The organism is Microbacterium sp. NPDC056569 (assembly GCF_042793475.1).
GTDB lineage: Bacteria > Actinomycetota > Actinomycetes > Actinomycetales > Microbacteriaceae > Microbacterium.
The window spans coordinates 382,156-405,999 of record NZ_JBHTUV010000001.1 but is presented as its reverse complement, the minus strand read 5'-3'; the positions used below and the strand labels follow the sequence as shown (position 1 = coordinate 405,999).

Sequence of the window (23,844 nt, the reverse complement as noted above, 5' to 3'; positions counted from 1 at the left end):
AAACGGAGACTGCGATGTCGCAGGGATGGATGCCTCGTCCGAAGGACGGACGGAGACCACGACGGGTGCGCACGACGCTGGCGGCGGTGGTGACCGCTGCCGTGGTCGCGGCGCCGCTCGCCGTGCCGACCATGGCGCAGGCGGCGGGGGCGGACCCGGTCACCGTGAACGTCACGGGCGCCGACATCGCGGCAGCCGCGCAGAACCGGAACGGGCTCACGTTCAAGGGCTTCGGCGTGCTGTCGGCGAACTCGACGAGCGCGCTGCTGCTCGACTACAAGGCGCAGCATCCGGCGAAGTACTGGGAGCTCATCGAGACGCTGTTCGGCGGGGACCACCCCATCATGAACACGGTCAAGATCGAGATGGGCAACGACCGCAACACCTCGACGGGCCCGAACGCGTCGACGATGCGCACCCGCGACGAGTATCCGAACGTGCTGCGCGAGCCCGGCTTCCAGCTCGCCGCCGACGCGCAGCTCGTGGCCCACGGCGACGTGCACGTGAGCCTTCTCCGGTGGAACCGCCCGGCATGGGTCGCGAACGACGCCGACCAGTACATCTGGTTCAAGAACACGGTGCTGGCCGCCTACCGCGAGTTCGGGGTGATGGTCGACTCGATCAACCCCGACACGAACGAGACCAGCAACCCGAACATCCAGCTCTACAAGACCTTCTCGGGGTGGCTCCGGAACGACGACAGGGGCTACGAGGGGGCGAGCGCGTCGGACCCGAGCAACGGCTTCGCGTCCGAAGAGGAGAAGAGCCTCTACCGCGCCATCCAGACCATCGCCGCCGACACAGTCGGCACGCCGCCGGTCTCGTTCGGCAACGCCATGACATCGGCCACCGATCCGTCGCTGCGGGACGCCGTCGACGTCGTCGGGTTCCACTACTCGAGCGCCGACGACAGCGCCGGCAACATGAAGAAGATCGCCGAGCAGCTCGACAAGGAGGTCTGGAACTCCGAGGGCCAGTCGACCTTCTCGAGCTCGGCCGACCGCCCGAACAACAACGCCAGCGACGAGCAGGGCGGCTTCGGCACGCAGTTCGGCGGCACCAACAGCGCCCTCGAGATGGGCAACTGGGTGACGACGGGCTTCAACGCCTCGCGGCGCACCATGAACATCTTCCAGCCGGCCATCGGCTCGTTCTACGACGGGTTCCAGTACTCCTCGAAGGAGCTGGTGAACGCGCGCGATCCGTGGTCGGGCTGGATGTACTACGACGGCGGCCTCGCCGTCATCGAGCAGTTCACGCAGTTCGCGAAGCTCGGGTGGGAGAACGCCGACAACACCGCCGGCATCTGGCGCGCGATCCCGAAGGCCTCGGGCAGCGAGCTCGGCACGGGCAATCCGCCGAGCGGCGCGCGTGCGGGCGGGGCGTCGTACACGACGCTCGCGGCGCCCGACGCCTCCGACTTCTCGACCGTCATCATCAACGACTCGAAGTTCACGAAGACCTACCGGATCGTCGCCCAGAACCTGGACCTCGGCGCCGACCAGACGGGCGAGGTCTGGGAGACCCGCGCGGCGGACGCCGGCCAGGCCTACGACGCGAACTACCTGAAGCCGGTCGCCGAGGTCACGCCCGCCGCCGACGGCACGTACACCGTCACGGTCAAGCCGTGGTCGGCGGCGACGTTCACGACGCTCGACCACGCGACGGTCGGTGCCGACGGCGGCCTCACCGCGAAGGACGGCTATGGCAGTGCGCTGCCGACGTCGAAGGAGTACACCGACGCCGACGGCGGCCGAGACGTGCTCGACACCGACGCGAGCGGCAACGTCAACGGCGTGACCGACGACGCGTTCCTCTACGCCGACGACTTCGACTACGCCGAGCAGGGCACGATCAAGGGCTACGACCCCGCGACGGGGCAGCTCGTCGACACCCAGGACACCTTCCTCGACAGCCGTGGCAACCAGGCGAAGCCCGCCGGCACGCCCGCGGTGCAGAACGAGGACAACGGCGCCACCCCGCGCTACACGAACGACACCAACGGCGCGTTCGAGTCGGTCGCGACCTCCGATGCCGCGCACGACCGCGTGCTGCGTCAGCAGGTGGGCCCGGGCATGGCCGGCGGCGCCTGGAACGGCGGCGACCCGAAGACCACGATCGGCGACGCCCGGTGGGCGAACTACACGGTCTCGGCGGACGTGCTGTTCGAGGCATCCGGATCGCAGTATGCGACCATCGGCGCGCGCGAGCAGGGCGGTACGGCGAACGGTCAGAGCGTCTCGGCCGCGGAGCTCAAGATCGACCCGACCGGTGCGTGGACGTTCATGCGCTTCGGCGCGACGCTCTCGACGGGCACCGTGGCGGGCAACGCCGCTGCGGCGTTCAAGACCGGCGCGGGCGTCTGGAACAACATCGCCGTGAAGGTGGCGGGTTCCGTCTACACGGCTTACGTCAACGGCGTGGAGATCGCGACGTACACGGATGCTGCGCCCCAGGCGACCGGTCGCATCCAGCTGGGCTCGAGCTTCAGCTTCGTGCAGTTCGACAACCTGAAGGTCGAGACGGTGCCCGGCTACACGCCGTACTACGCCGCGATGATCGACGGGATGCACCAGACCAGCTGGGCCGACCGCTCGGTGCCGGTCCTCGAGTTCGACAAGAACTGGAGCCACGTCAACGGCCAGGGCATGTTCGAGTGGCAGCGCACCGCGTCGAGGAGCACCGCCAAGGGCGCCGCGATGACGTACTCGTTCACCGGCACGGGCCTCGACCTCATCGGCACCAACGCCGGAACGACGACCCTCGACGTCATCGTCGACGGCGTGCAGGTCGCGGCGGCGGCGCCGACGTTCTCCGCCGGCAGTGAGCGCACCACGTTCATCCTCCGCGGTCTTGAGAACGGCCCGCACACCGTCGTCATCAAGACCGCGAACGACGCGTCGATCAACGTCGACGCCGTGGGCGTGGTCACCGCGACGGCCGACTCCGCCAAGGCGGACACGACAGCGCTCTCCGCGGCGTCCGACGCCGTGAAGGGCCTCGACGAGAGCGAGTACAGCGCCGAGACGTGGGCGGTGTTCGCGGCCGTGAAGGCGAACGCGACCGCAGCCCTCGACGACCCGGCGGACTACGGCCTCGACACCGAGGGCGCGGCGGCGCTCGCTGCTCGCCTGACCGCGGCGGCGGACGGCCTGACGCCGAAGGACGTCAGCCCTGACGTGCTGAACCTCGGCGTCGTGACCATCACGTCGACCGACCGGACGCTGCCGGCGAAGCTCGACCTCGCCGGCACGGAGGAGAAGGTCACGTGGAGCCTCGCGTCGACGACGAGCGCGAAGAGCGTCGCCGAGCTCGGCACGTTCGCGGCGTCCGGGCGCTCCACCGAGAAGCTGTCGTCCGGCTTCTACCAGCGGTTCAGCGCCACCGTGCTCGTCGTTCCGGCCGACCTCGACTACTTCATCGACTCGGGCGCCTCGGGTGCCCCGGCCGGATCGGTGTACGCCGGGGTTGCAGCATCCGTTCCGGGTCTGCTCAACGACACGAGCGACCAGAAGTGGGACGGCACGACCGCCGGTGAGACATGGGGCTACTCGACCACGGCCACCACGATCGCGGCGGGAACGCCGGGGGACTGGGGCTCGTCGTACGTGGGTGCCGACTACAACAAGCCGGTCACCTACCACCTGACGCTCCCCGCCGGCTCGTACAGCATCGTCGCCGTCCAGGCGCCGCGTGCGGGGCTCACGACCAACGTCTACTCCAAGGTGAAGGCCGCCGGTACCGAGACCACGAAGACCGCGACGTCGACGGGATCGGCGACGCCGGTCGCGCAGACGCTCACGCTCGACGCGGACGCCGTGGTCGACGTCGAGTTCGGAACCAACGGCACGAGCGGCTACAACGCCCGCCTCGCGCTCGTCTACGTGCAGAGCCTGCCGCGCGACCTCGGCGTGCAGGGCGCGCTGACCCTCGACGAGGATCTTCCCGAGACGGTGACGGTCGCCGGCGCCGAGAAGGCCGTGGAATGGGATGCCGCATCCGCCGCGCAGCCGCGCGCCGAGTACGGCAAGCTCACCGTGACGGGACGCCTGGCCGACACCGACCAGGCCGTCGTCGCGGGCTACGAGATCGTCCCGCCGGCGCTGGTGTACTACATCGACTCGGGCACGGGCGGGGCGGCCTCGCCGCAGTACACCGCGGTCGCCGGCACGGTGGCCCTGCGGAACGACAAGGTCGACCAGGTCTCGACGGCCGCCGATCAGTGGGGCTACGTCGCCGGCGGCATGAAGACGAAGGGCACCACCGACATCAACGACAAGTACTCGACGGGTCTCTACCAGGACACGACGAAGCTCGTCTACCGTCTGCCCCTCGACGCCGGCACGTACACCCTGACGGGCGGGTTCACCGAGTGGTGGGGCCTCAACCGCGCGATGTACCAGACAGTGTCGGTCGGCGGCACCGAGCTCGCGAAGGGCACGGTCCCCCTGTCGGGCTCGAGCGGGCCGATCGCGGCGCCGCTCACCTTCACCCTGACGGCTCCCGCCACCGTCGACTACCTCGTCACGAACGAGGGCGCCGGCGCCGAGAAGCCGGTCATCTCGTGGCTCGCCGTGGCCGATGAGACGCTCCCGGGCGCACCGCAGAACGTGACGGCGGCGCTCGCGGGCGACACCTCGATCACGGTCGCGTGGGATGCTTCGACCCCCACCGGCCCGGGATTCACGGGCTACCGCGTGTACGAGGCCGGCGGCAGCGACCTGGTGTGCGAGACGAGCAGCACCTCGTGCACGGTCCGCGCGCTCGAGCTCGGCACCACCCACTCCTACGAGGTCGCCGGTGTGAACGGGCTCGGCGAGGGCGAGCGGTCGGCGGCGACGGCAGCCGTCACCCTGCCGGAGGTCGCGTCGAACGACGGCGCGAAGACGGCTCCGGCCAAGGGCGTGCTCTCGTCGAACGACGGATGGGACACCGGCCTCAAGGACGGCACGTTCCAGCTGACGATGAACCTGTGGTGGGGCGAGAACGGCTCGCTGTTCAAGCTCTACCGCGATGGGGAGCTGGTCGCCAAGGTGCCGCTCACCATGATGACGCCCGGCGCGCAGAGCGCGGTGGTGGACATCAAGGGTCTCACCAACGGCACCTACGTCTTCACCGGCGAGCTGCTGAACTCCAAGGGCACGACCGCGACGCAGCCGCTCACCGTGAAGGTGACGGATGCCTCGCCCGGCAAGCCCGTCCTGTCGAGCGACGCCCGTAACGGCGCCGGGTCGTACACCGTGACGGCCGACCTGTGGTGGGGCACCAACGCCACCTCTTACCGGTTCCTCGAGAACGGCGCCGAGGTCGGCGCGGGCGAGCTGACGGCGGCGACCCCGGGCGCGCAGCGTGCGACCCTGCCGGTGACGGGCAAAGCCAAGGGCACCTACACCTACACGGTGGAGTTCACGAACGCCGCCGGCACGACCGTGAGTGCGCCGCTCAAGGTGACCGTGACCAAGTAGGAACGACCCGAGCGCCGCGGGCGGGGACACCCTCGGGTGTCTCCGCCCCCGGTGTTTCCGGACGGGATGGCGGAAACACCGGGTCACTCGCCGACGGGCGCAGCGGCCTCCGCGTCGGTCTCATCGCGCCGCGGCTTCACGCGCACACCGGCGATGCGGCGTCGATCCAGGGACGTGACCTGGATCGTCGCCCCGGGGACGTCGGTCGAATCACCCACCGCCGCGAGGCGGCCCAGCTGTTCGGTCACGAACCCGGCGATGGTGTCGGAGGATCCGCGGGGCAGTGACAGCCCGGTGAGCTCTTCGAAGTCCTGCAGATTGAGCCGGCCGTCGATCACGCCGCCGGCCGCGGCCGGGTCCGCGGCGGTGTCGTACTCGTCGAAGATCTCGCCGACGACCTCCTCGACCAGGTCCTCCAGGGTGACGATGCCGTCGGTGCCGCCGTACTCGTCGACCACGACGGCGATGTGATGTCCGTCCGCGCGCATGCGGGTGAGTGTCGGCAGAAGTCGAGCCGTGGAAGGGAAGTAGGAGATCGGCCGGACCAGCCCCTGCACCGGAGCATCACCGTTCTCCCGCGCAGCGTCGAACAGATCGCGCACGTGCACGAAGCCGGCGATGTCATCGATGGACTTGTCGACCACCGGGTAGCGGGAGAAAGGGAGCTCGCGCACCTGCGCCATCGCCTCCGCGACCGAGGCGGTCTCATCCAGCGCCACGACCTCGGGACGCGGCCGCATGACCTCGCTGATCTGCCGGCCCCGCAGCGACAGCACGTCGTCGAGGATCCGGCGCTCGTCGGCGGGGAGGCCCTGGTGCGTCGCGACGATGTCGCGCAGCTCCTCCTCGCTGAGCTCGTCGGCGGTCTTGTGGGGGTCGCCGCCCAACAGCCGGACCAGCGCGTTCGTCGATACCGACAGCAGCCAGATGACCGGCTTCATCACGGTCGCGAATCCATCGAGCACAGGAGCGACGGCGTACGCGAACTGGGCGTTGCGCTGGATGGCCAGGCGCTTGGGCACCAGTTCTCCGAGCACCAGCGACAGGTAGGCGATGACCAGGGTGAGCAGCACTGTCGCGATGGTGGCGGCCACCGACGCGGGAACGCCCCACGCCATCAGCAGCGGAGTGACCGACGGCGCGATCGAGGTCGCGCCGTACGCGGCCGAGGCGAAGCCCGCCACGGTCACACCGATCTGCACCGCCGACAGGAAGGTGTTCGGGTTGCGGGCGAGGCTCGCGACCTTCTGTCCGCGTCTGCCCCGCGCGGCGATGGTGTTGATCTGGCTCTCGCGGAGCGTGACCAGAGCCATCTCGGTGGCCGCGAAGACACCGCCGACCAGGACGAAGATGATGACGAGTGCGATGTTCCACAGGAGGTCGCCCATCAGCGGGCGGCTCCGTTTCGCACGGGGAGGGGCGCGCCTGGGGTCACCCAGGCGCCGGGACTGTCGGAGTCGGCGGGCGATTCAGAGCAGCGTCGGCGGTTCAAGAGAGTTCCTTCTCGGTGTGGGCCACGGACGATGTGTCCGCGGACGGGGTGGTCGGGTGCGCGGTGCGGGTGCGGTCGCCGCGGGTCTTGATGAGGCTCGCTGTGGTCGCGACGGCGATCGTCGCGGCGATGAACAGCAGCGAGAACCAGATCGGGATCTCGGGCGCCCAGAGCATCGGCTCGCCGCCATTGATGAAAGGCAGCTCGTTGACGTGCATGGCGTGGAGGACGAGCTTGACGCCGATGAACGCCAGGATGACGGCGAGTCCCTGCGCGAGATACACCAGGCGCTCGAGCAGACCGCCGATCAGGAAGTACAGCTGTCGGAGGCCCATGAGCGCGAACGCGTTGGCCGTGAAGACGATGTACGCCTCCTCGGTCAGCCCGTAGATGGCGGGGATCGAGTCGACGGCGAAGATCAGGTCCACGAAGCCGATCGCGATGATGACGAGGAGCATCGGCGTCACGAAGCGCCGACCGGCCTTCACGACGGTGAGACGGTCGCCGTTGTAGTCGTCGCTGACAGGGAGCACGCGTCGGACGAATCGCATGAAGCGGCCCTGCGAGGGATCCGGGTCGCCATGCGCGAAGGCCTGCCGGTAGGCGAGGACGAGCAGCAGCGCACCGAACAGGTAGAAGACCCACGAGAAGTTCTCGATCAGCGCGGCACCCACCGCGATGAAGGCACCACGGAGGATGAGTGCGATCACGATGCCGATCATCAGCACCTTCTGCTGATAGATCTTCGGCACCGCGAAGCCGGTCATCACGATGAGGAAGACGAACAGATTGTCGATCGACAGCGCCTTCTCCGTCAGATAGCCGGCGAAGTACTCGCCGCCGTAGGTCCAGCCGGAGACGACGCCGATCCCGGCGCCGAACAGGAGTGCGAGGCCGATGTAGAACGCCGACCAGCGCGCCGACTCGCCGATCGTCGGCTCGTGGGGCTTGCGGACGTGCGCGAAGAACTCGTAGACGAAGAACGCGATGGTGATCGCGATCGTGAGGACCCAGACGAGCGGGGTGATGTTCAAGAAGGCTCCAGACCGTGGCGTGACTGATCGACGCCAAGGTCTTCTCCATCCTCGAGATCGAGGACCGACGGCCCGGGATGCACCGTGCATCCGTAGTGACGAGCCGATCGTGGTGGAGTACTCCCCTTGGGGTTTGCGAGCCTACGGCCCCTCCCGGGACGATTCCTGGGAACGAGCCGAGTGCGCCCGGCGTCGGACGCCCCGATCTTCGGGCAGGATGGCAGAAATCCGTGCTCTTCCATGGTGCGGAGGACGAGGGTCGAGGATGACGCTGCGCAGCTCACATTGGTATTCGGGCGACGACCGGAACGCGTACATCCATCGGGCGTGGATGCGTCGGGGCGTGCCGGATTCGGCGTTCACGGGGCGTCCGCAGATCGCGATCGCGAACACCGCGTCCGACTTGACGCCGTGCAACGCGCACCTCGACGAGGTCGCGCAGTCGGTGAAGAACGGCATCTACGAGGCCGGCGGCATCCCGCTGGAGCTGCCTGTCGTATCGCTCGGCGAGACCAACGTCCGCCCGACGGCGATGCTGTGGCGCAACATGGCCGCGATGGCGACCGAGGAGATGCTCCGCGCGAACCCCATCGACGGGGTGGTGCTGCTGGGCGGCTGCGACAAGACGATCCCGTCGCTGCTGATGGCCGCGGCATCCGTGGATCTCCCCGCCGTCGTGGTGCCCGGCGGGCCGATGCTCACCGGCCACTTCCGCAACGAGGCGCTCGGCTGCGGCACCGACGTGTGGCGGCTCTCGGAAGAGGTGCGGGCGGGCACGCTGTCGGAGGCGATGTTCCTGAAGTCCGAATCGTCGATGATCCGCTCGAAGGGCCACTGCAACACGATGGGCACCGCCTCGACGATGGCGCTCGTCGCCGAGGCGCTCGGCGTCGTCGTACCCGGTGTCGCCGGCACCCCTGCACCGGACGCCAGGCTGCTCGAGGCCGCGCACCTCACCGGTGCGCTCGCGGTGGCGCTGGTGGCCGAGGACCGCCGCCCGTCGACGTTCCTCACCAAGGCGAACTTCCACAACGCCATCGTCGCGCTCGCCGCGATCGGCGGCTCGACCAACGCGGTCGTGCACCTGCTCGCGATCGCCGGGCGACTGGGCATCGAGCTCACCATCGACGACTTCGACCGGATCGGCGCGGAGGCGCCGCTGCTGGTCAACCTGCAGCCCGCCGGCCAGTACTTGATGGACGACCTGTTCCGCGCCGGCGGGTTCCTCGCCGTGATGCGGGAGGTGCGCGACCTGCTCGACCCGTCCGCGCTGACGATCACCGGTCGCCCGTTCGTGGAGTACCTCGACGACGCCCGCATCTGGGACGCCGACGTCATCTCCCCGCGAAGCAGCCCGCTGCAGCCGCACGCCGGCATCTCCGTGCTGCGCGGCTCGCTCGCCCCCGGCGGGGCGATCATCAAGCCCGCCGCCGCGTCGCCGCACCTGCTGAAGCACCGCGGCCGAGCGGTGGTGTTCGACTCGATCGAGGACTTCCACGCCCGCGTCGACGATCCCGATCTCGACATCGACGAGAACTCGATCATGGTGCTCCGCGGCTGCGGGCCGAAGGGATACCCCGGCATGCCCGAGGTGTCGAACATGCCGCTTCCGAAGAAGCTCCTGGAACGCGGCATCCGTGACATCGTCCGCATCTGCGACGGCCGCATGTCGGGCACCGCCTACGGCACCGTCGTGCTGCACGTCACCCCCGAGGCCGCCGCCGGCGGCCCGCTCGCCCTCGTGCAGACGGGCGACTGGATCAGCCTCGATGTCCGCGGTGGTCGCCTCGACCTCGACGTGCCGGCGGAGGAGCTCGCGGGACGGATGCCGAACCAGGCCACCGTCGACGGCTACGCGAATCCGCGGCGCGGGTGGGAGCGGCTCTACGTCGACCATGTGCTGCAGGCCGACCGAGGCGCCGACCTCGACTTCCTCGTCGGGGCGACGGGCTCAGAGGTGACCCGTGAATCCCACTGAACCTGCGCGCGGGCGCGGAGGGACCCGGCGGTGAGGGCGCTCGTGATCACGGCGCCGCATCGCGCCGAGATCCAGGACGTCTCCGAGCCCGCGCCCGCGGCGGGCGAGGTCGTCGTCGACGTGCACCGCGCGGGCATCTGCGGCACCGACGTCGAGTTCTTCACCGGCGAGATGGCCTACCTCCACGCCGGTCATGCGGCGTATCCGATGCGGATCGGCCACGAGTGGATGGGCACCGTCGCGGACGTCGGCGCCGGCGTCGATCCCGCCTGGATCGGGCGACGTGTGACCGGCGACACCATGCTCGGGTGCGGCGCGTGCCGGCGCTGCGAGCACGGCCGGCAGCACGTGTGCGAGAACCGGCTCGAACTCGGCATCCGCGGCGGGAAGGCCGGGGCGCTCGCCGAGAAGGTGGTCACGTTCGCCGGCTCGCTGCATCGGCTCCCCGACGGCGTCGACGATGCCATGGGCGCGATGGTCGAGCCCGGCGGAAACGCCTTCCGAGCGGTGCAGGGCGCCGCCCTGCGTCCGGGGGACCGGTGCCTCGTGCTCGGGCCGGGCACCATCGGGCTGCTGAGCGCGATGTTCGCCCGCGCCGCCGGCGCCGAGGTGCATCTGCTCGCCCGCGACGACCGCGCCCTCTCATTCGCGCATGCACTGGGCTTCGACCACATCTGGACCCAGGAACGGATGCCGCAGCTGCCGTGGGACGCCGTGATCGAGGCATCCAACGCTCCGCAGCTTCCGGCGAAGGCGCTCGAGCTCGTCGAACCCGGCGGGCGGGTCGTCTACATCGGCCTGGCCGGCACTCCGAGCCTGATCGACACCCGCGATCTGGCGCTGAAGGACGTGACGGCCGTCGGCATCCTCAGCGCCTCACCCGGACTCGCCGGCACCATCGACGCCTACGCCGCGGGAGTCGTCGATCCGCGTCCGCTCATCGCGGCCACCGTGGCGCTCGACGATCTGCCGGAGATCCTCGCGGGCGAGCGGCCGGAGGGCGCGGGGCCCGGCCCGAAGTTCCACGTGAGGCTCTGACGCGCCAGCGCCCTGGGCTGCGGCGTGAGTGAGAAACCGGGCGGCGGGGACGCCGCCGGGATCAGGCCGTCTTGGTCTCGAAGCCGCGCGCCGCCTCCGGGGCGGGAGTGTCGACCTTGCCGCGGATGAAGAAGAGCAGCACGATACCGGCGATGATGACCGCGATGTTGCCCTGAGCGGCGATCGCGGTGAGCGCGCCGTCGGCCGGGTAGGCCGTCTGAAGGAAGATCGACGGATCGGTCGTCGCGTGCAGCAGGATGGGCCAGATGAGGTTGCCCGTCGCACGCAGCGACAGGTACATGAGGATGCCGAAGGCGAACGTGTAGATGAGCTGGAACGCGGTGGCGAACGGGGACTGACCCGACAGCAGGTTGCCCGAATGCAGCAGGGCGAACAGCAGAGCCGAGACGAGCGCAACGGTGATCTCGCGGTACCCTCCCTTGCGCATCAGGTTCACCACGAATCCGCGGGTGAGCACCTCCTCTGCGAAGCCGACGAACAGGCCCGCGACGATCCACGCCACGACCACGCCGGCACCCGCGGCGCCGTAGTCGATCGTCGCGAACCGCAGCACGTTGAACAGCAGCACCACGACGACCGCGATCCACATCCAGCCGCGCCCGCCGATCGGCTGCGGGCCGAACAGCTCGCGGAGCCAGCCCACCGACCACGCGAACACGAGGAGGAGCACCCCGCCGAGCGCGACCGGCAGGGCCGTGCCGAACAGGATGAGAGCTGCCGGATCGTCGGTCGAGGTGACCAGCGGGAGGAACGCGAACGAACCGAGCTGGTACAGCGCGTAGTACACGACCACCAGCAGCAGCGAACGCCACCAGCCGCCCCGCTCCCAGAAGCGTCGCCATCCGTTGGTGCCGCGGGTGGATCGCGTGGTGTCGGCGTGCATCGGGTCCCCTATCGTGCGTCGCGGCCGGAGTCTCACCCTAGCGGCGGAGTCGAACGGCGTACCGCTCTCCACGCCGACCGTGGATTTCAGCGCCCGGTGCCCCAGAGCCGGTTCGTCTGCGCGTGCGCTGCGAGGAGGTCTTCGCGGGCCGCTTCGAGCGCGCGCTGCGCGTCGATGAAGGCGTCGCGCGCCTCGATGAGACGGACCGGAATCCCATCGTCCAGGCTGCCGATGCTGAAGCTGTGCGTCCACGACATGTCGTCCTCCTCTCGCGCGAGCCGGATCTCGGCGCGCTCACGAACGGGCCGAGGAGGTGCCTCCCCGATGCCGTGCCACGACGCTAGACAGCGGCATCCGTCTCGTCCACGGTGCGCCGAAACACCAGGACACGGGCCGTAACGCGCGCCGCGTCACCCTGCCGTCTGCGCGAGCACCTCGCCGAGGATTCGGCCGGCATCGGCGAAGCGGCGCGGGTCGTCGCTGGAGTAGTTGAGGCGGATGAACGGGCCCGACGGCTCGGCAGGGAACCACTCGTCGCCCGCCGCGATGATGAGCCCGCGCGTCTCGGCCTCGCGTACGACGAGTCCGGCGTCGGTGCCGTCGGGGAGGCGTGCCCAGAGGTTCAGGCCGCCGGCCGGCGTGGTGTCGACGTGGGCGCTCGGAGCGTGCGCGCGCACGCTGTCCAGCAGCAGGTCCCGGCGGCTGCGCAGCTGACCGCGCAGGCCCTTGAGGTGGGTGCGCCACGAGGGCTGGGTGACGACGTCCAGTGCCGCCGCCTGCAGCAGCCCGCTGACGTACATCGACTCGGCGGCGCGGTCGGTGAGGATGCGCTCGCGCGCCGGGCCGCGGGCGATGACGGCCGCGACCCGCAGCGCGGGCGAGACGCTCTTGGTGAGCGAGCGGAGGTAGATGACGTGGCCGTCGTCGTCATGCGCGGCGAGGGGGCGCGGGTCGGCGTCGATCGCCAGGTCGTGCGCCCAGTCGTCCTCGATGAGGAACGCACCGCGCCGGCGCACCACCTCGAGGATCGCCGCGGAGGTCGCCTCCGGCCACTGCCCTCCGGTCGGATTGGCGAACGTCGGCTGCGCGTAGAAGGCGCGGGCGCCGGTGCGCTCCAGCACGCGCTCGACGTCGTCAGGGTCGGTTCCGTGCGGGCCGGACGGCACGGGCACCAGCGTCACCCCGGCCTGCTCGGCCGCGAGCATCGCGCCCCAATAGGTGGGCGATTCGATCACGAGCGGCTGCCCTGCGCCGACGACCGCGCGGAAGATCGACGACAATCCGCTCTGACTGCCCGAGATGATCAGCACGTCGCGCGCGGTCGGCGGCGTGACGCCCGCCGGCGCGGCCGCGGCGAGCTCGTGCGCGAACCACTCCTGCAGCTCCGGCATCCCCGTCACCGGCGAACGGGTGGTCGCGGCACTCGAGCGCGCGGCACGGGCGATGGCCGCGCGCACCGCGCGTCCCGGGAGGAGATCGGATGCCGGGTACCCGGAGTGCAGGCCGATCGCATCGGGTGCGACCGAGCGCTGCGTCGACGACAGCATCGAGACGCGCGTCTGCGGAGAGCCCAGCGCCGCGGTCTGCCAGCCGTAGTCCGCGGGGCGCGCGGGGCGGAGCGTGCGGACGAAGGAGCCCACGCCGGGACGGCTCTCGACGAGGCCGGCCTCGATGAGCCGGCGCATCGCCTTCTGCACGGTGACCGGGCTCGCCGCGTACTCGGCGACGAGCGCGCGACTGGACGGCAGCTGCTCGCCCGGCGGCGCGGTCGCGATCCATGCGCGCAGACCCTCGATGATGCGAGCGGTGCTATCCTGGCTCATGACAGAACAGAGTAGCGCTACTCTCGCGACACCGACAGTGCTACCCCGGCTCGAGGGACTCGGCTGGGGACTCGTCGGAATCGTCGCCTTCTCGTTCACCCTGCCGTTCACGCGCGTCGCGGTCGGGGGACTGTCGCCGCTGTTCATCGGGTGCGGCAGAGCGGTCGTCGCCGCCATGCTCGCGGCGCTCGTGCTCTCGATCGCGCGACACCGGCGGCCCGCCGCGGTCCCGCTGCCGAGCGTCGCACAGTGGGCGCGCCTGGGGATCGTCGCCGCCGGGGTGGTGGTCGGCTTCCCGCTGCTCACGTCGTTCGCGCTCGTCACGGTGCCGGCGAGCCACGCGGTCGTGGTGATCGGACTGCTGCCGGCCGCAACCGCGGTGGTGGCGGTGCTCCGTGGTCACGAGCGCCCGGCCGCGTCGTTCTGGGTGTTCGCCGCGCTCGGTGCGGTCGCGGCGATGGTGTTCGCGTCGCTGCAGAACGGCGGGATCGGCGCCCTGCACGAGGCCGACCTCCTGCTGTTCCTCGCGGTACTGCTGTGCGCGCTCGGCTACGCCGAGGGCGGCCTCCTCGCCCGCGAGCTGGGCGCGTGGCAGACGGTCTCGTGGGCTCTCGTGCTGGCGTCGCCGCTCATGATCGCGGGCACGTTCGCGGGGTGGCTCCAGCAGCCGCCGCACGCCTCACCGGCGGAATGGGCGGCCTTCGCCTACCTCGCCGTGGTGAGCATGTTCCTCGGCTTCTTCGCCTGGTACCGCGGCCTAGCCATCGGCCCGATCGCCCAGGTCAGCCAGGTGCAGCTGATCCAGCCCGTGCTCGGCATCCTGTGGTCCGCTCTGCTGCTGCACGAGCCGATCGGACTGCCCACCCTGCTCGGCGGTCTCGCCGTCATCGCCTGCGCCGGACTCGCCGTGCGCACCCGCCTCACCCGGAAGGACTCCTGATGCGCCACACTCCCCGCTACCTGATGACCGACCCCGAGCAGGTGAAAGAGCTCGTCCGCCACCACCCCTGGGCGACCTTCGTATCGCCCGCCGAGGGCGGGCTGGTCGCCTCGCACTACCCTGCTCTCCTCGACGAGCAGTTCGACGACATCGTGATCCTCAGCCACTTCGGGCGCCCCGACGACGCGCTGCACGAGCTGGGCGAGCACGAGATGCTCGTGATCATCCAAGGGCCGCACGACTACGTCTCCCCGAGCTGGTACGCGCCCGGGGATCTGGTTCCGACATGGAATCACGTCACCGCGCACCTGTACGGGACGCCTGAGATCCTCTCCGACGAGGAGAACTACGAGATGCTCTCGCGGTTGACCGACCACTTCGAGGAGGGGCATCCGCACGCCCGCAGCCTTGCCGAGGACGAGGCGGGCACCCGCCGCATCGCGAAGGGCACCGTGGGCCTCAGACTCAGGGTCACGCGCTTCGACGCCCGCGCGAAGCTCAGCCAGAACAAGCCGGCCGAGGTGCGCGAGAACATCGCGACCCACATCGCCGCGCACAACCTTCCGTTGGCACAGGCGATGCGGGCCGTGGAGATCAGCGGCTGATGATTTTCGGCGCGGCGACGGCCTTGAGGCCGGCGACGCCGAACTCCTGGCCGTAGCCCGAGGCCTTGGTGCCGCCGAAGGGCACCATCGGGTTCAGGCCGCCGGGTCCGTTGATCCAGACGGTACCCGCCTGCAGGCGCTTGGCGACTTCGACGGCGGTGTCGACATCGGCCGACCACACCGAGGCGCCGAGGCCCTGCTCCGACGCGTTCGCGCGGCGAACCGCGTCGTCGACGTCGGTGTAGCGGATCACCGGGATGACGGGGCCGAACTGCTCCTCGTCGACCAGGCGCGCGCCGTCTTCGATGTCGGCCACGACCGTCGCTCGGTCGGGCTCACCGAGCGCGGCCTGCCGTCGGACTGACAGGCCTCGACCGCGCCCCTCGCGCGCAGTCGGCCCTTCGCGTCGTGTCCGGGTCCGGAAGCGGCGGCAGGGGCCGACTCGGTTCAGGCGCGTGCCGGTCGCCTCGGGCGCAGTCGGCCCTTCGCGTCGTGTCCGGGTCCGGAAGCGGCGGCAGGGGCCGACTCGGTTCAGGCGCGTGCCTGTCGCCTCGCGCGCAGTCGGCCCTTCGAGTCGTGTCCGGGTCCGGAAGCGGCAGCAGGGGCCGACGATGTGCGGGCTCGTGGGCCGACTCGCGCCGGGCAGGAGCGGATCAGTCGGCGCGCACCGGCTCGACGGGGACGCCGAGCGCCGGCGCGAGACGCGGCCACTCGGCCCCGACCCACGCCGTGACGATCTCCTCGCGGCGGTCGGTGTCGCCGGCGGGGAACGCGATGCCACGCGTCGGCGTCGATGCCCCGAGCTCGACGAGCAGCGGTCGCAGCCCGTGCTCGACGGCCAGGGCGTGGCCCGGGCCGCCGATCGTGAGCAGCGGCACGGCGGTCACGCCGGCGAGCGCGTCCGCACCGTGGCGGTCGAGGAATGCCTTCAGCAGTCCGGTGTAGGTCGCCTTGTAGGTCGGGCTCGCGACGATCAGCACGTCGGCGCTCGCGACGCGCTCGAGCAGCGCGTCGATCCCGGCGTCGGGGAAGCGGAAGAGCGAGCCGGCCACGTCGGCCAGGTCGATCGTCGGCTCGACGTCCGCGCCGCTGCGCTCCGCGAGCCGGCGGGCGACCTCCTCCGCCACCAGGCGTGTACGCGAGGCGGGCTGCGGGTTGCCGACGAGGACGACGATCGATGACATGGCGTTCCCTTTCGAGAGGTGTGGGCTCAGAAGGCGGACAGGTTGGCGCGCAGACCGCCGTCGACGTACTCGGAGCGCAGGATGCCACGGCGGCGCAGGATCGGCACGAGCTCGTCGAGGGCGCGGTGGATCGTGACGGGGTGGAGATCGCCCGAGAAGATGAACCCGTCGTTGTCGGCGTCGTCGCCGAGCGCCTCGATGACGTCGGCGATCTCGTCGGCGGTGCCGACCGTCCCGCCGATGCCGTCGGTGATGTCGGTGACCCGGCCCAGGCGCGCCTTGCCGGTGAGGATGTCGCGCAGCGGCACCCCGTCGAACGAGTCGAACGTTCCCTGCAGGCCCCGGATCGTGCCCTTCGAGACGTGCTCGCCGAAGATCGCCGGGTCGAGGGGGCGATCGAGGTCGAGCGCGGTGAGATCGGTCTCGAGGTCGCTCGACCACGCCTCGGCGACCTCGCGCAGCGTCGCGTCGTCAGGCGAGGCGGATGCCGCCACGATGCGGTCGGCCTCCTCGCGGCTCGCCGCGACGATGGGCTTGAAGACGAACAGCACCTTGATGTCGGAGGGAGCGCGGCCGTGCTCGGCGGCCGCGGCATGCACGCGGGCGCGGTAGGCGCGGATGCTGGCGGGATCGAGGTTCGACAGCGCCAGCTGGATCTGCGAGTTCGCGCCGGCGAATCCGATGCCGCGCGGTGACCCGCCCGGCGACGCGACGATGGGGTCGCCGCTCTCGCCGTCCGGCCCCGACGGCAGCGGCTCCGCGTTCAGCGGTCCGTCGAACGAGAAGTGCTCTCCGCGGTGCTGCACCGCACTGATCCGGGTGCCGTCCGCATAGACCTGCGACGCCGGGTCGGCGATGAGCGCCCCCTCACCCCAGCTGTGCCACAGCAGGCGCAGGGCGTCGAGCCACTCCTCGGCGCGGTCGTACGCGGCGTCGTGCGACAGGCGCTCGAGCCCGAAGTGGTGGGCGCTGCCCACGTCGGTGACGACGTTGAGCCCGAGCCGGCTCGAGCTCAGGTGCTGAAGCGACGCGAACTGGCGTGCCGCAAGATACGGCGGGTAGGCGCCGGCGTTCACGGTGGGGATGACGCCCAGGTGCCGCGTCGCGGCGAAGAGGTAGGGCGCGAGCGTCCACGGGTCGTGCTTCGGTCCGCCGTACGCCTTCCGCACGCGCAGGTTCAGGGTCTCGGGCGTGATGCCCACCGACAGCGCGTCCTCGATGAGCACGAAGTCGAAGCCCGCCTGCTCGAGGTCGCGCGCGGACTGCTGGTAGAGGTCGGGCTTCTGCCAGGCGTAGTTCCACTCGTAGTAGGGCCGCGCCCACCCGTGCGGGCCGAAGCCGCGCGAGAGGAACCAGCCGAAGTGCTGCGGACGGGTCATGACGCTCCCACGGGGCTCAGTAGGTCGGCGGCCGCGACCGCGGCGCCAGGGACTGCCGAGTCCGCGACTCCGGCATCGGCGACGCCCGCGGCCGCGACGGCGGCCAGGGCGCGGTCGAGATCGGCGACGAGGTCGTCAGCGTCTTCGAGACCGATCGACAGGCGCAGCAGTCCGGGGCCGATCCCGCTCGCGATGCGCTGGTCGTCGGCGCGCAGCACGTGGGTCGTCGTGGCCGGATGCAGCACGAGCGATCGCACGTCGCCGAGGTGCGTCATCCGTGTGAACAGTCGCACCGAGTCGGTGAACACGCGCGCGGCGTCGCTCCCACCGCGGAGGGTCACCGCGAAGACCGAGCCCTGGCCGAGCGGCAGGTAGCGGTGGGCGAGCGCGTGGTGCGGGCTCGATTCCAGCCCGCTGTAGTCGACCGACTCGACGCCGGGGTGCCGCTCGAGCCAGCGCGCGATGGTGAGCGCGGTTGCGGACTGCCGCTGCACCCGCAGCGACAGCGTCTCGACGCCCTGCAGGATCAGGAACGCGTTGAGCGGTGACGGGGCCGGCCCGTACCGCATCGCGACGCGGCGGGCGAACTCGAGGAACGCGGTGCGCGGTGTCCGTTCTGCGTAGGTCAGCCCGTCGAGCCCCTGCTCCCGGGCGAGCTGCGGGTAGGCATCGGCGTGCTCCGCCCACGAGAACGTGCCGCCGTCGACCACGACGCCGCCCAGCACGGTGCCGTGCCCGGCGAGGAACTTGCTGGCCGAGTGCACCACGATGTCGGCGCCGTGCTCGAGTGGTCGCAGCAGGTACGGCGTCGCGAGCGTGTTGTCGACGACGAGCGGCACGCCGTGCCGGTGCGCCACCTCGGCGAGTCCGGCGACGTCGAGCACGTCGTTCTTCGGATTGGGGATGGACTCCGCGAACACGAGTTTCGTGCGAGGACGGATGCCGCGGCCCCATGCCGTCAGGTCGTTCGGGTCGGCGACGAAGTCGACGACGACACCGAGACGCGCGAGGTCGTCGCGCAGCAGCTCGCGGGTGCCCTCGTAGATGCTGGACGACGCCAGCACGTGGTCGCCGGCCGAGACGAGCGACAGGATCGTCGTGGTCACCGCCGCCTGACCGCTGGCGACGAGCAGAGCGCCGACGCCGGACTCGAGGTCGGCGATGCGCTGCTCCGCGGCGACGTTCGTGGGGTTGCCGACCCGCGTGTAGCTGAAGCCGTCGTCGGTGCCCGCGAACCGCGCGTGGGCCTGGTCGAAGTCTTCGAACTCGAACCCCGCCGTCAGATAGATCGGCGTCGCCCGAGGGCGGTGAGGACCGGGTGGGCGGTCGCCGGCGTGCAGCTGACGCGTGGTGAAGCCGAGCCGCGCAGGCGCGAGGCCCTCCGTCGCCACGCCGCGGACCGCTGAGTGCTCGGGTGCGAGCGGTTCGTGGGAGGGCATGGAGTCACGTTAGGCGGGCCCCGCTCGGCGGGACGGCTCGGCCGTCATCCCGCGTCGATCGAAGTCATGCGGCGTCATCAAGCGCCGCACCGAGCACCGACGTGCCGGACGGTCACGCCTCGGCGAAGAGCTGGTCGAGCACGTGGCGGGCGAACTCCGCCTGGCCGGGCGGTCTGTTCGTGATCATGATGAGCCCCTTCCACAGCGCCCAGCCACGGCCACGGGCCCAGGTCGCCTCGTCCACGGCGTAGTCCCGCTGGAACTGTTCGCGGGCCGCGGCCTGGCGGGCGGTCCACCGGAAGACCGTGTCGCACGCCGGATCGCCGGCTCCGGAGCATCCGAAGTCGATGACCGCTCCGAGCGCGCCGTCGACGACCAGCAGGTTGGCGAGCGCCACGTCGCCGTGAAACCACACCGGGGCGTCAGCGAACGCCGCCGCCAGGGCGTCCCGCCAGATGCCCATGGCGAGATCGCGCTCGCGCCCCTCGACACGGGTCAGGAGGACGCCCATCTCGTCGTCCCAGTGCGCGGGCGGCCCACCGCGGTAGGCGCTGTGCAGTCCAGGGGACGGGGCATCCGTCGCGTCCACGTCCCGCAGCCGCACGAGGAATGCCGCGAGATGGGAGGCGAAGCGCGCCCAGTCCGAGACGTCGGCGACGGACGCCGGTTCCCCGGGGATCCAGCCGTACACCGACCACGGCGCGGGGAAGAGAACGCTCGGCTCGCCGATGCCCTCGACCGTGGGGATGGGCAGCGGCAGCTCGGCGGCGAGCCGCGGCAGCCAGGTCTGCTCTTTGCGCACCTGCGGGATGTACCCCGCAGCGGCCGGGAGCCGCACACTCAGGTGCTCGCCCAGGCGGAAGCTGCGATGGTCGTTGCCCCCGTGGCGCACGAGTTGCACGGGAAGGTGTCGCCAGCGGGGGAACTGCGCGGCGATCAGCTCGCGCACGAGCCGTTCGTCGATGCGGTCGCGATGGATGATCCCGGTCATTGCACGGACAGCGTAGCCGCCCCCCGGATCGCGAACGATGCACAGGAGAAGCGGCTCGCGCAACCCCCATGGCGGCACGGCAGCCGGTGCCTAGCATCGCCCGCATGATCGCGCACCGTGCCCACTTCTCGGTCGCTGCGCTGTGCCGGAGCACGCCATGAGCGTCACCTCGCAGCCCGATGCGGTCGTCGAGGCGCTGAAGGAGGCGTCCGACACCACGACCGAGGCACGCCGACCCGCACGCCGTCGGCGGAGCCGGAAGGATCGCCCGCCGAAGGTCACGCAGCACTACGACAAGCGCGAGGCGCTGGCAGGCTACCTGTTCATCTCGCCCTGGATCATCGGGTTCCTCGTCTTCACGGCGGGCGCGATGGTCTACAGCCTGTACATCTCGTTCAGCAACTACAACCTGGCCACCAACACGGCCCGTCCGGTCGGCGTGACCAACTACGCGAACCTCTTCGAAGACCCGCGCGTCGGGGTGTCGCTGGCCAACACGCTCTTCTACGTCGTGCTGGCGGTGCCGCTCGAGATCATCTTCGCTCTGGTCCTCGCGATGCTTCTCAACCGCGTCGGCCGGGGGGCAGGCGCCTTCCGCACGTTGTACTACCTGCCCAAGATGACGCCTGCGGTCGCGACGGCGGCGGTGTTCTTCCTCCTGCTGAACGGCAACACCGGCGCCATCAACCAAGGCCTCCGGCTCTTCGGCATCGCGGGTCCGCAGTGGCTGGTCGATCCCGCGTGGGTCAAGCCGAGCATCGTGATCATGACGCTCTGGACGGTCGCCGGGACGATGGTGATCTTCCTCGCCGCGCTGAAGAACGTGCCGACCGAACTCTACGAGGTGGCGTCGCTCGACGGTGCCGGGCCGGTGCGGAAGTTCTTCTCCATCACACTGCCGATGATCTCCGGCGCGATGTTCTTCAACGTCATCGTGCTGTCGATCGCGGCCTTCCAGGTATTCGACCAGGCGTACCTGCTGTTCTGGCGGGATCAGAGCAACGCCTCGCCCGAGGCATCCCTCTTCTACGCGATCTACCTGTTCCAGCAGGCGTTCCGCCAGTTCAACTTCGGGTTCGCCGCCGCCATGGCCTGGCTGCTGTTCGTGATCATCATGGTGATCACCGTCATCCAGGTGAAGTTCGGCAATCGATTCGTCTACTACGAGGGGGACCGCTGATGTCGGCGTCGCTGCAGACTCCCGGCGTGAGCAGGCCGGTTCCCGAGGCTGCGACCGCAGCGGTGGTGCAGCCGAGGAAGTCGCGCTGGCGCCGCGGGCTCTCACAGCCGAAGAGCCTGGCCGGGCGGATCGTCCTGACGATCCTGCTCGTCGGCTTCGCGATGCTGTTCCTCTACCCGTTCGTCTGGCTGCTCGCGGCGAGCTTCAAGCCGAAGGGCGAGGTGTTCGACAACTCGCTCATTCCGAAGACCTTCGTGCCCGAGAACTACGTCGAGGTGTGGAACCAGCTGCCGCTGGTGAGCTGGATGTTCAACAGCGTCGCGATCGCCGTGCTCGCCGCCGGCACCGTCGCGATCTCGAGCTCGATCGTCGCGTTCGGTTTCGCCTACTTCCGGTTCCCCGGCCGCGGCCTGCTGTTCGGTCTCGTGCTCGCCACGATGATGCTGCCGGGCGCGGTCACGATGATCCCGATCTATCTGATCTGGAAGGAGACGGGACTGCTCGGCACGTGGGTTCCGCTGTGGGGCATGAATCTCTTCGGCTCGGCCTTCTACATCTTCCTGCAGCGGCAGTTCTACCTCGGGCTGCCCAAGGAGCTCTTCGAGGCGGCGCGCCTCGACGGAGCGAGCTACTGGGGCCTGTTCTGGCGGATCGCGATGCCGCTGTCGATCCCCTCGTTCGTCATCGTCTTCCTGTTCGAGTTCCAGGCCAGCTGGAACAACCTCCAGGCTGCGCTCATCTACCTCAACGCGGGGTCCGTGGACGAGTTCACCGCTCCACTGGGTATCGCCTACGCGATGACGAAGTACAGCCCCACGGCGGGCGGGCAGGGCGACTACCAGTACGTCATGGTCGCGTCGCTGCTCGTCACCCTCCCGATGCTGATCCTCTTCGCCTTCGGTCAGCGGTACTTCATCGAGGGCGTCGCTACGCAGGGTCGCAAGGGTTGATCACATGAAAGGGAAGAAGATGCGCAAGCGCATGATCGGAATCGCCGCTGTCGCGGCATCCGCCGTCCTCCTGGCCGGCTGCGGGGGTGGCGGTGATGGCGGCGGCGGCACGGCGGGTGGCGACGTCGACTTCACGGCAGAACCCACCGGCCCTCTCTCGGCATGGGGTTTCGAGAATGCCGACGACGTCGGGCAGTCCCGCCTCGACTACGCCGAGGAGCAGCTCGCCGACGTTGAGGTCGACCTCGACGCCACGGCCTTCGACGCGCAGAAGTTCACCACGCGCATCGCCAGCGGCGACGTGCCCGACGTGGTGCAGATGGATCGCCGCTATGTCACGCAGTACGCCGCGCAGGGGCTCATCGTGCCGCTCGACGCGTGCTTCGAGGCGCAGGACATCACACCCGACGACTACTGGTATCCGTTCGTCGTCGATGACGTGCGCTACGACGATGCCATCTGGGCGGTGCCGCAGTTCTACCAGCCGCCGGCCATCATCCTGAACAAGCGCGTGATGGACCAGGCCGGGGTCACGAACGAGGAGATCGACACCTCGAACCCCGACGCGCTGCTCGGCGCCATCGCGAAGATGTACCAGGAGTCCGGCGGCGTTCCGACGCGGCTCGGCTTCGACCCGGTCTCGACGGGTCAGGCCCCGCTGTGGATCCTCGGCATGGGCGGGCAGCTCACCGACGACACGGGCGCACCGACGCTCGACGACCCGGGCAACGTCGTGGGCATCGAGATGCTCCAGCAGATCAACGACGCGCAGGGCGGCTACGCGGCCGTCAAGAGCTTCACCGACTCCTTCGACACCTTCGGCGACAACAACCAGTTCGTCGCCGACCAGGTCGGCGCGCAGGTGAACGCCCAGTGGTACCCGAACGTGCTGTCGCCGTACGTCGATGAGATCCAGATCGAAGCGATCCCGTTCAAGAACAGCGACGGCGAGCCCTTCTCGGTCGCCGGCGGCACGGCCTTCGTCATCCCCGCCGGCGCGGAGAACCCCGCGGCGGCGTGCGCGTGGATGGCCGAGCTGACGGGCGAGGACGCGTGGGCGGCGGCCGGCGCGGCACGCGCCGACACGCGCGCCGAAGACGGCGGCATCAACACCGGCCTGTTCACCGGCTCGCCGGGACCCGACCAGGCCATCCGCGACGAGTACGTCGTCGAGACCGGCAACGCCGGGTTCGATCAGACCATCTCGACGTACTACGACGTCCTGGAGTACGGGCGGTCCTTCGGCTCCTCGCCCGCGGGTCAGGACATCCAGAACGAGCTGAACAACGCGATCACGGCAGCGCTCCTCGGCGACAAGACGGCGGAAGAAGCGCTCGCCGACGCGCAGGAGGCTGCGATGCGGGCCTACGAGAACGCGACGGCGGGCGGCTGACGGTCTGGAAACGGATGCTGCGGGCCGCAGCATCCGTTTCCGCCCCTGT

At 70.1% G+C, this 23,844-nt stretch carries 17 protein-coding genes and 1 pseudogene; 8 read left to right on the top strand and 10 right to left on the bottom strand.

Annotated features, from left to right (window positions below):
* Positions 1–65 precede the first annotated feature (65 nt).
* Complete coding sequence (locus ACFQ7C_RS01610) at positions 66–5,465, top strand: fibronectin type III domain-containing protein (protein WP_378897029.1); 5,400 nt, start codon at positions 66–68, stop codon at positions 5,463–5,465.
* An 83-nt stretch (positions 5,466–5,548) separates the two neighbouring features.
* Here the strand turns inward: ACFQ7C_RS01610 and ACFQ7C_RS01605 are convergent, their stop codons facing one another.
* Together ACFQ7C_RS01605 and ACFQ7C_RS01600 are read right to left on the bottom strand one after the other, a co-directional pair.
* Positions 5,549–6,853, bottom strand: coding sequence for a hemolysin family protein (locus tag ACFQ7C_RS01605; protein WP_378897027.1), 1,305 nt, complete (start codon positions 6,851–6,853; stop codon positions 5,549–5,551).
* Between the two features lie 100 nt (positions 6,854–6,953).
* Positions 6,954–7,991 carry a TerC family protein gene (locus tag ACFQ7C_RS01600; RefSeq protein WP_378897025.1) on the bottom strand — a complete coding sequence of 346 codons (1,038 nt, stop codon included), beginning with the start codon at positions 7,989–7,991 and terminating at the stop codon, positions 6,954–6,956.
* A gap of 265 nt (positions 7,992–8,256) precedes the next feature.
* Between ACFQ7C_RS01600 and ACFQ7C_RS01595 the strand changes: the two genes are divergently transcribed.
* Together ACFQ7C_RS01595 and ACFQ7C_RS01590 are read left to right on the top strand one after the other, a co-directional pair.
* Positions 8,257–9,969, top strand: a complete 1,713-nt coding sequence (locus ACFQ7C_RS01595) for an IlvD/Edd family dehydratase (RefSeq protein WP_378897023.1) — start codon at positions 8,257–8,259, stop codon at positions 9,967–9,969.
* A 30-nt stretch (positions 9,970–9,999) separates the two neighbouring features.
* A complete protein-coding gene (locus ACFQ7C_RS01590) occupies positions 10,000–11,007 on the top strand; it encodes a zinc-binding dehydrogenase (RefSeq protein WP_378897020.1) in 1,008 nt (335 codons plus the stop codon).
* A 61-nt stretch (positions 11,008–11,068) separates the two neighbouring features.
* Here the strand turns inward: ACFQ7C_RS01590 and ACFQ7C_RS01585 are convergent, their stop codons facing one another.
* The 3 genes from ACFQ7C_RS01585 to ACFQ7C_RS01575 all read right to left on the bottom strand — a co-directional run bounded on the left by ACFQ7C_RS01585 (position 11,069) and on the right by ACFQ7C_RS01575 (position 13,734).
* The gene (locus ACFQ7C_RS01585) at positions 11,069–11,911 is read right to left on the bottom strand and encodes a CPBP family intramembrane glutamic endopeptidase (protein ID WP_378897018.1); all 843 of its coding nucleotides are present in this window, start codon (positions 11,909–11,911) and stop codon (positions 11,069–11,071) included.
* 86 nt (positions 11,912–11,997) lie between these two features.
* Positions 11,998–12,168, bottom strand: coding sequence for a hypothetical protein (locus ACFQ7C_RS01580; RefSeq protein ID WP_378897016.1), 171 nt, complete (start codon positions 12,166–12,168; stop codon positions 11,998–12,000).
* Positions 12,169–12,321: 153 nt separating this feature from the next.
* The gene (locus ACFQ7C_RS01575) at positions 12,322–13,734 is read right to left on the bottom strand and encodes a PLP-dependent aminotransferase family protein (RefSeq protein WP_378897013.1); all 1,413 of its coding nucleotides are present in this window, start codon (positions 13,732–13,734) and stop codon (positions 12,322–12,324) included.
* Between ACFQ7C_RS01575 and ACFQ7C_RS01570 the strand changes: the two genes are divergently transcribed.
* Both ACFQ7C_RS01570 and ACFQ7C_RS01565 read left to right on the top strand, forming a co-directional pair.
* Positions 13,733–14,674, top strand: coding sequence for a DMT family transporter (locus ACFQ7C_RS01570; protein ID WP_378897010.1), 942 nt, complete (start codon positions 13,733–13,735; stop codon positions 14,672–14,674). The two genes, ACFQ7C_RS01575 and ACFQ7C_RS01570, sit on opposite strands and share 2 nt — an antisense overlap.
* Entirely contained in the window at positions 14,674–15,279 is a 606-nt protein-coding gene (locus tag ACFQ7C_RS01565) for an FMN-binding negative transcriptional regulator (protein WP_378897006.1), read from the top strand. The genes ACFQ7C_RS01570 and ACFQ7C_RS01565 overlap by 1 nt, the downstream gene beginning before the upstream one ends.
* On the opposite strand, the pseudogene ACFQ7C_RS01560 reads toward ACFQ7C_RS01565, so the two are convergent.
* The 5 genes and pseudogenes from ACFQ7C_RS01560 to ACFQ7C_RS01540 form a co-directional block, all read right to left on the bottom strand.
* Positions 15,269–15,607 (bottom strand): annotated as a pseudogene (locus ACFQ7C_RS01560) (aldehyde dehydrogenase family protein); the annotation flags it as partial. The gene ACFQ7C_RS01565 and the pseudogene ACFQ7C_RS01560 sit on opposite strands and share 11 nt — an antisense overlap.
* A gap of 325 nt (positions 15,608–15,932) precedes the next feature.
* A complete protein-coding gene (locus ACFQ7C_RS01555) occupies positions 15,933–16,463 on the bottom strand; it encodes an NADPH-dependent FMN reductase (RefSeq protein ID WP_378897003.1) in 531 nt (176 codons plus the stop codon).
* A gap of 26 nt (positions 16,464–16,489) precedes the next feature.
* The gene (locus ACFQ7C_RS01550) at positions 16,490–17,842 is read right to left on the bottom strand and encodes an LLM class flavin-dependent oxidoreductase (RefSeq protein ID WP_378897001.1); all 1,353 of its coding nucleotides are present in this window, start codon (positions 17,840–17,842) and stop codon (positions 16,490–16,492) included.
* Complete coding sequence (locus ACFQ7C_RS01545; protein WP_378896999.1) at positions 17,839–19,281, bottom strand: O-acetylhomoserine aminocarboxypropyltransferase/cysteine synthase family protein; 1,443 nt, start codon at positions 19,279–19,281, stop codon at positions 17,839–17,841. The genes ACFQ7C_RS01550 and ACFQ7C_RS01545 overlap by 4 nt, the downstream gene beginning before the upstream one ends.
* A gap of 112 nt (positions 19,282–19,393) precedes the next feature.
* Complete coding sequence (locus tag ACFQ7C_RS01540) at positions 19,394–20,272, bottom strand: aminoglycoside phosphotransferase family protein (protein ID WP_378896995.1); 879 nt, start codon at positions 20,270–20,272, stop codon at positions 19,394–19,396.
* A 157-nt stretch (positions 20,273–20,429) separates the two neighbouring features.
* On the opposite strand from ACFQ7C_RS01540, the gene ACFQ7C_RS01535 reads away from it, so the two are divergent.
* From ACFQ7C_RS01535 to ACFQ7C_RS01525, 3 genes are read left to right on the top strand one after another with little or no spacing between them, the layout of a single operon-like run.
* The gene (locus ACFQ7C_RS01535; RefSeq protein WP_378896992.1) at positions 20,430–21,452 is read left to right on the top strand and encodes a carbohydrate ABC transporter permease; all 1,023 of its coding nucleotides are present in this window, start codon (positions 20,430–20,432) and stop codon (positions 21,450–21,452) included.
* Positions 21,452–22,402, top strand: coding sequence for a carbohydrate ABC transporter permease (locus ACFQ7C_RS01530; protein WP_378896990.1), 951 nt, complete (start codon positions 21,452–21,454; stop codon positions 22,400–22,402). The genes ACFQ7C_RS01535 and ACFQ7C_RS01530 overlap by 1 nt, the downstream gene beginning before the upstream one ends.
* Before the next feature lie 4 nt (positions 22,403–22,406).
* The gene (locus ACFQ7C_RS01525) at positions 22,407–23,795 is read left to right on the top strand and encodes an extracellular solute-binding protein (RefSeq protein ID WP_378896988.1); all 1,389 of its coding nucleotides are present in this window, start codon (positions 22,407–22,409) and stop codon (positions 23,793–23,795) included.
* Positions 23,796–23,844 lie beyond the last annotated feature (49 nt).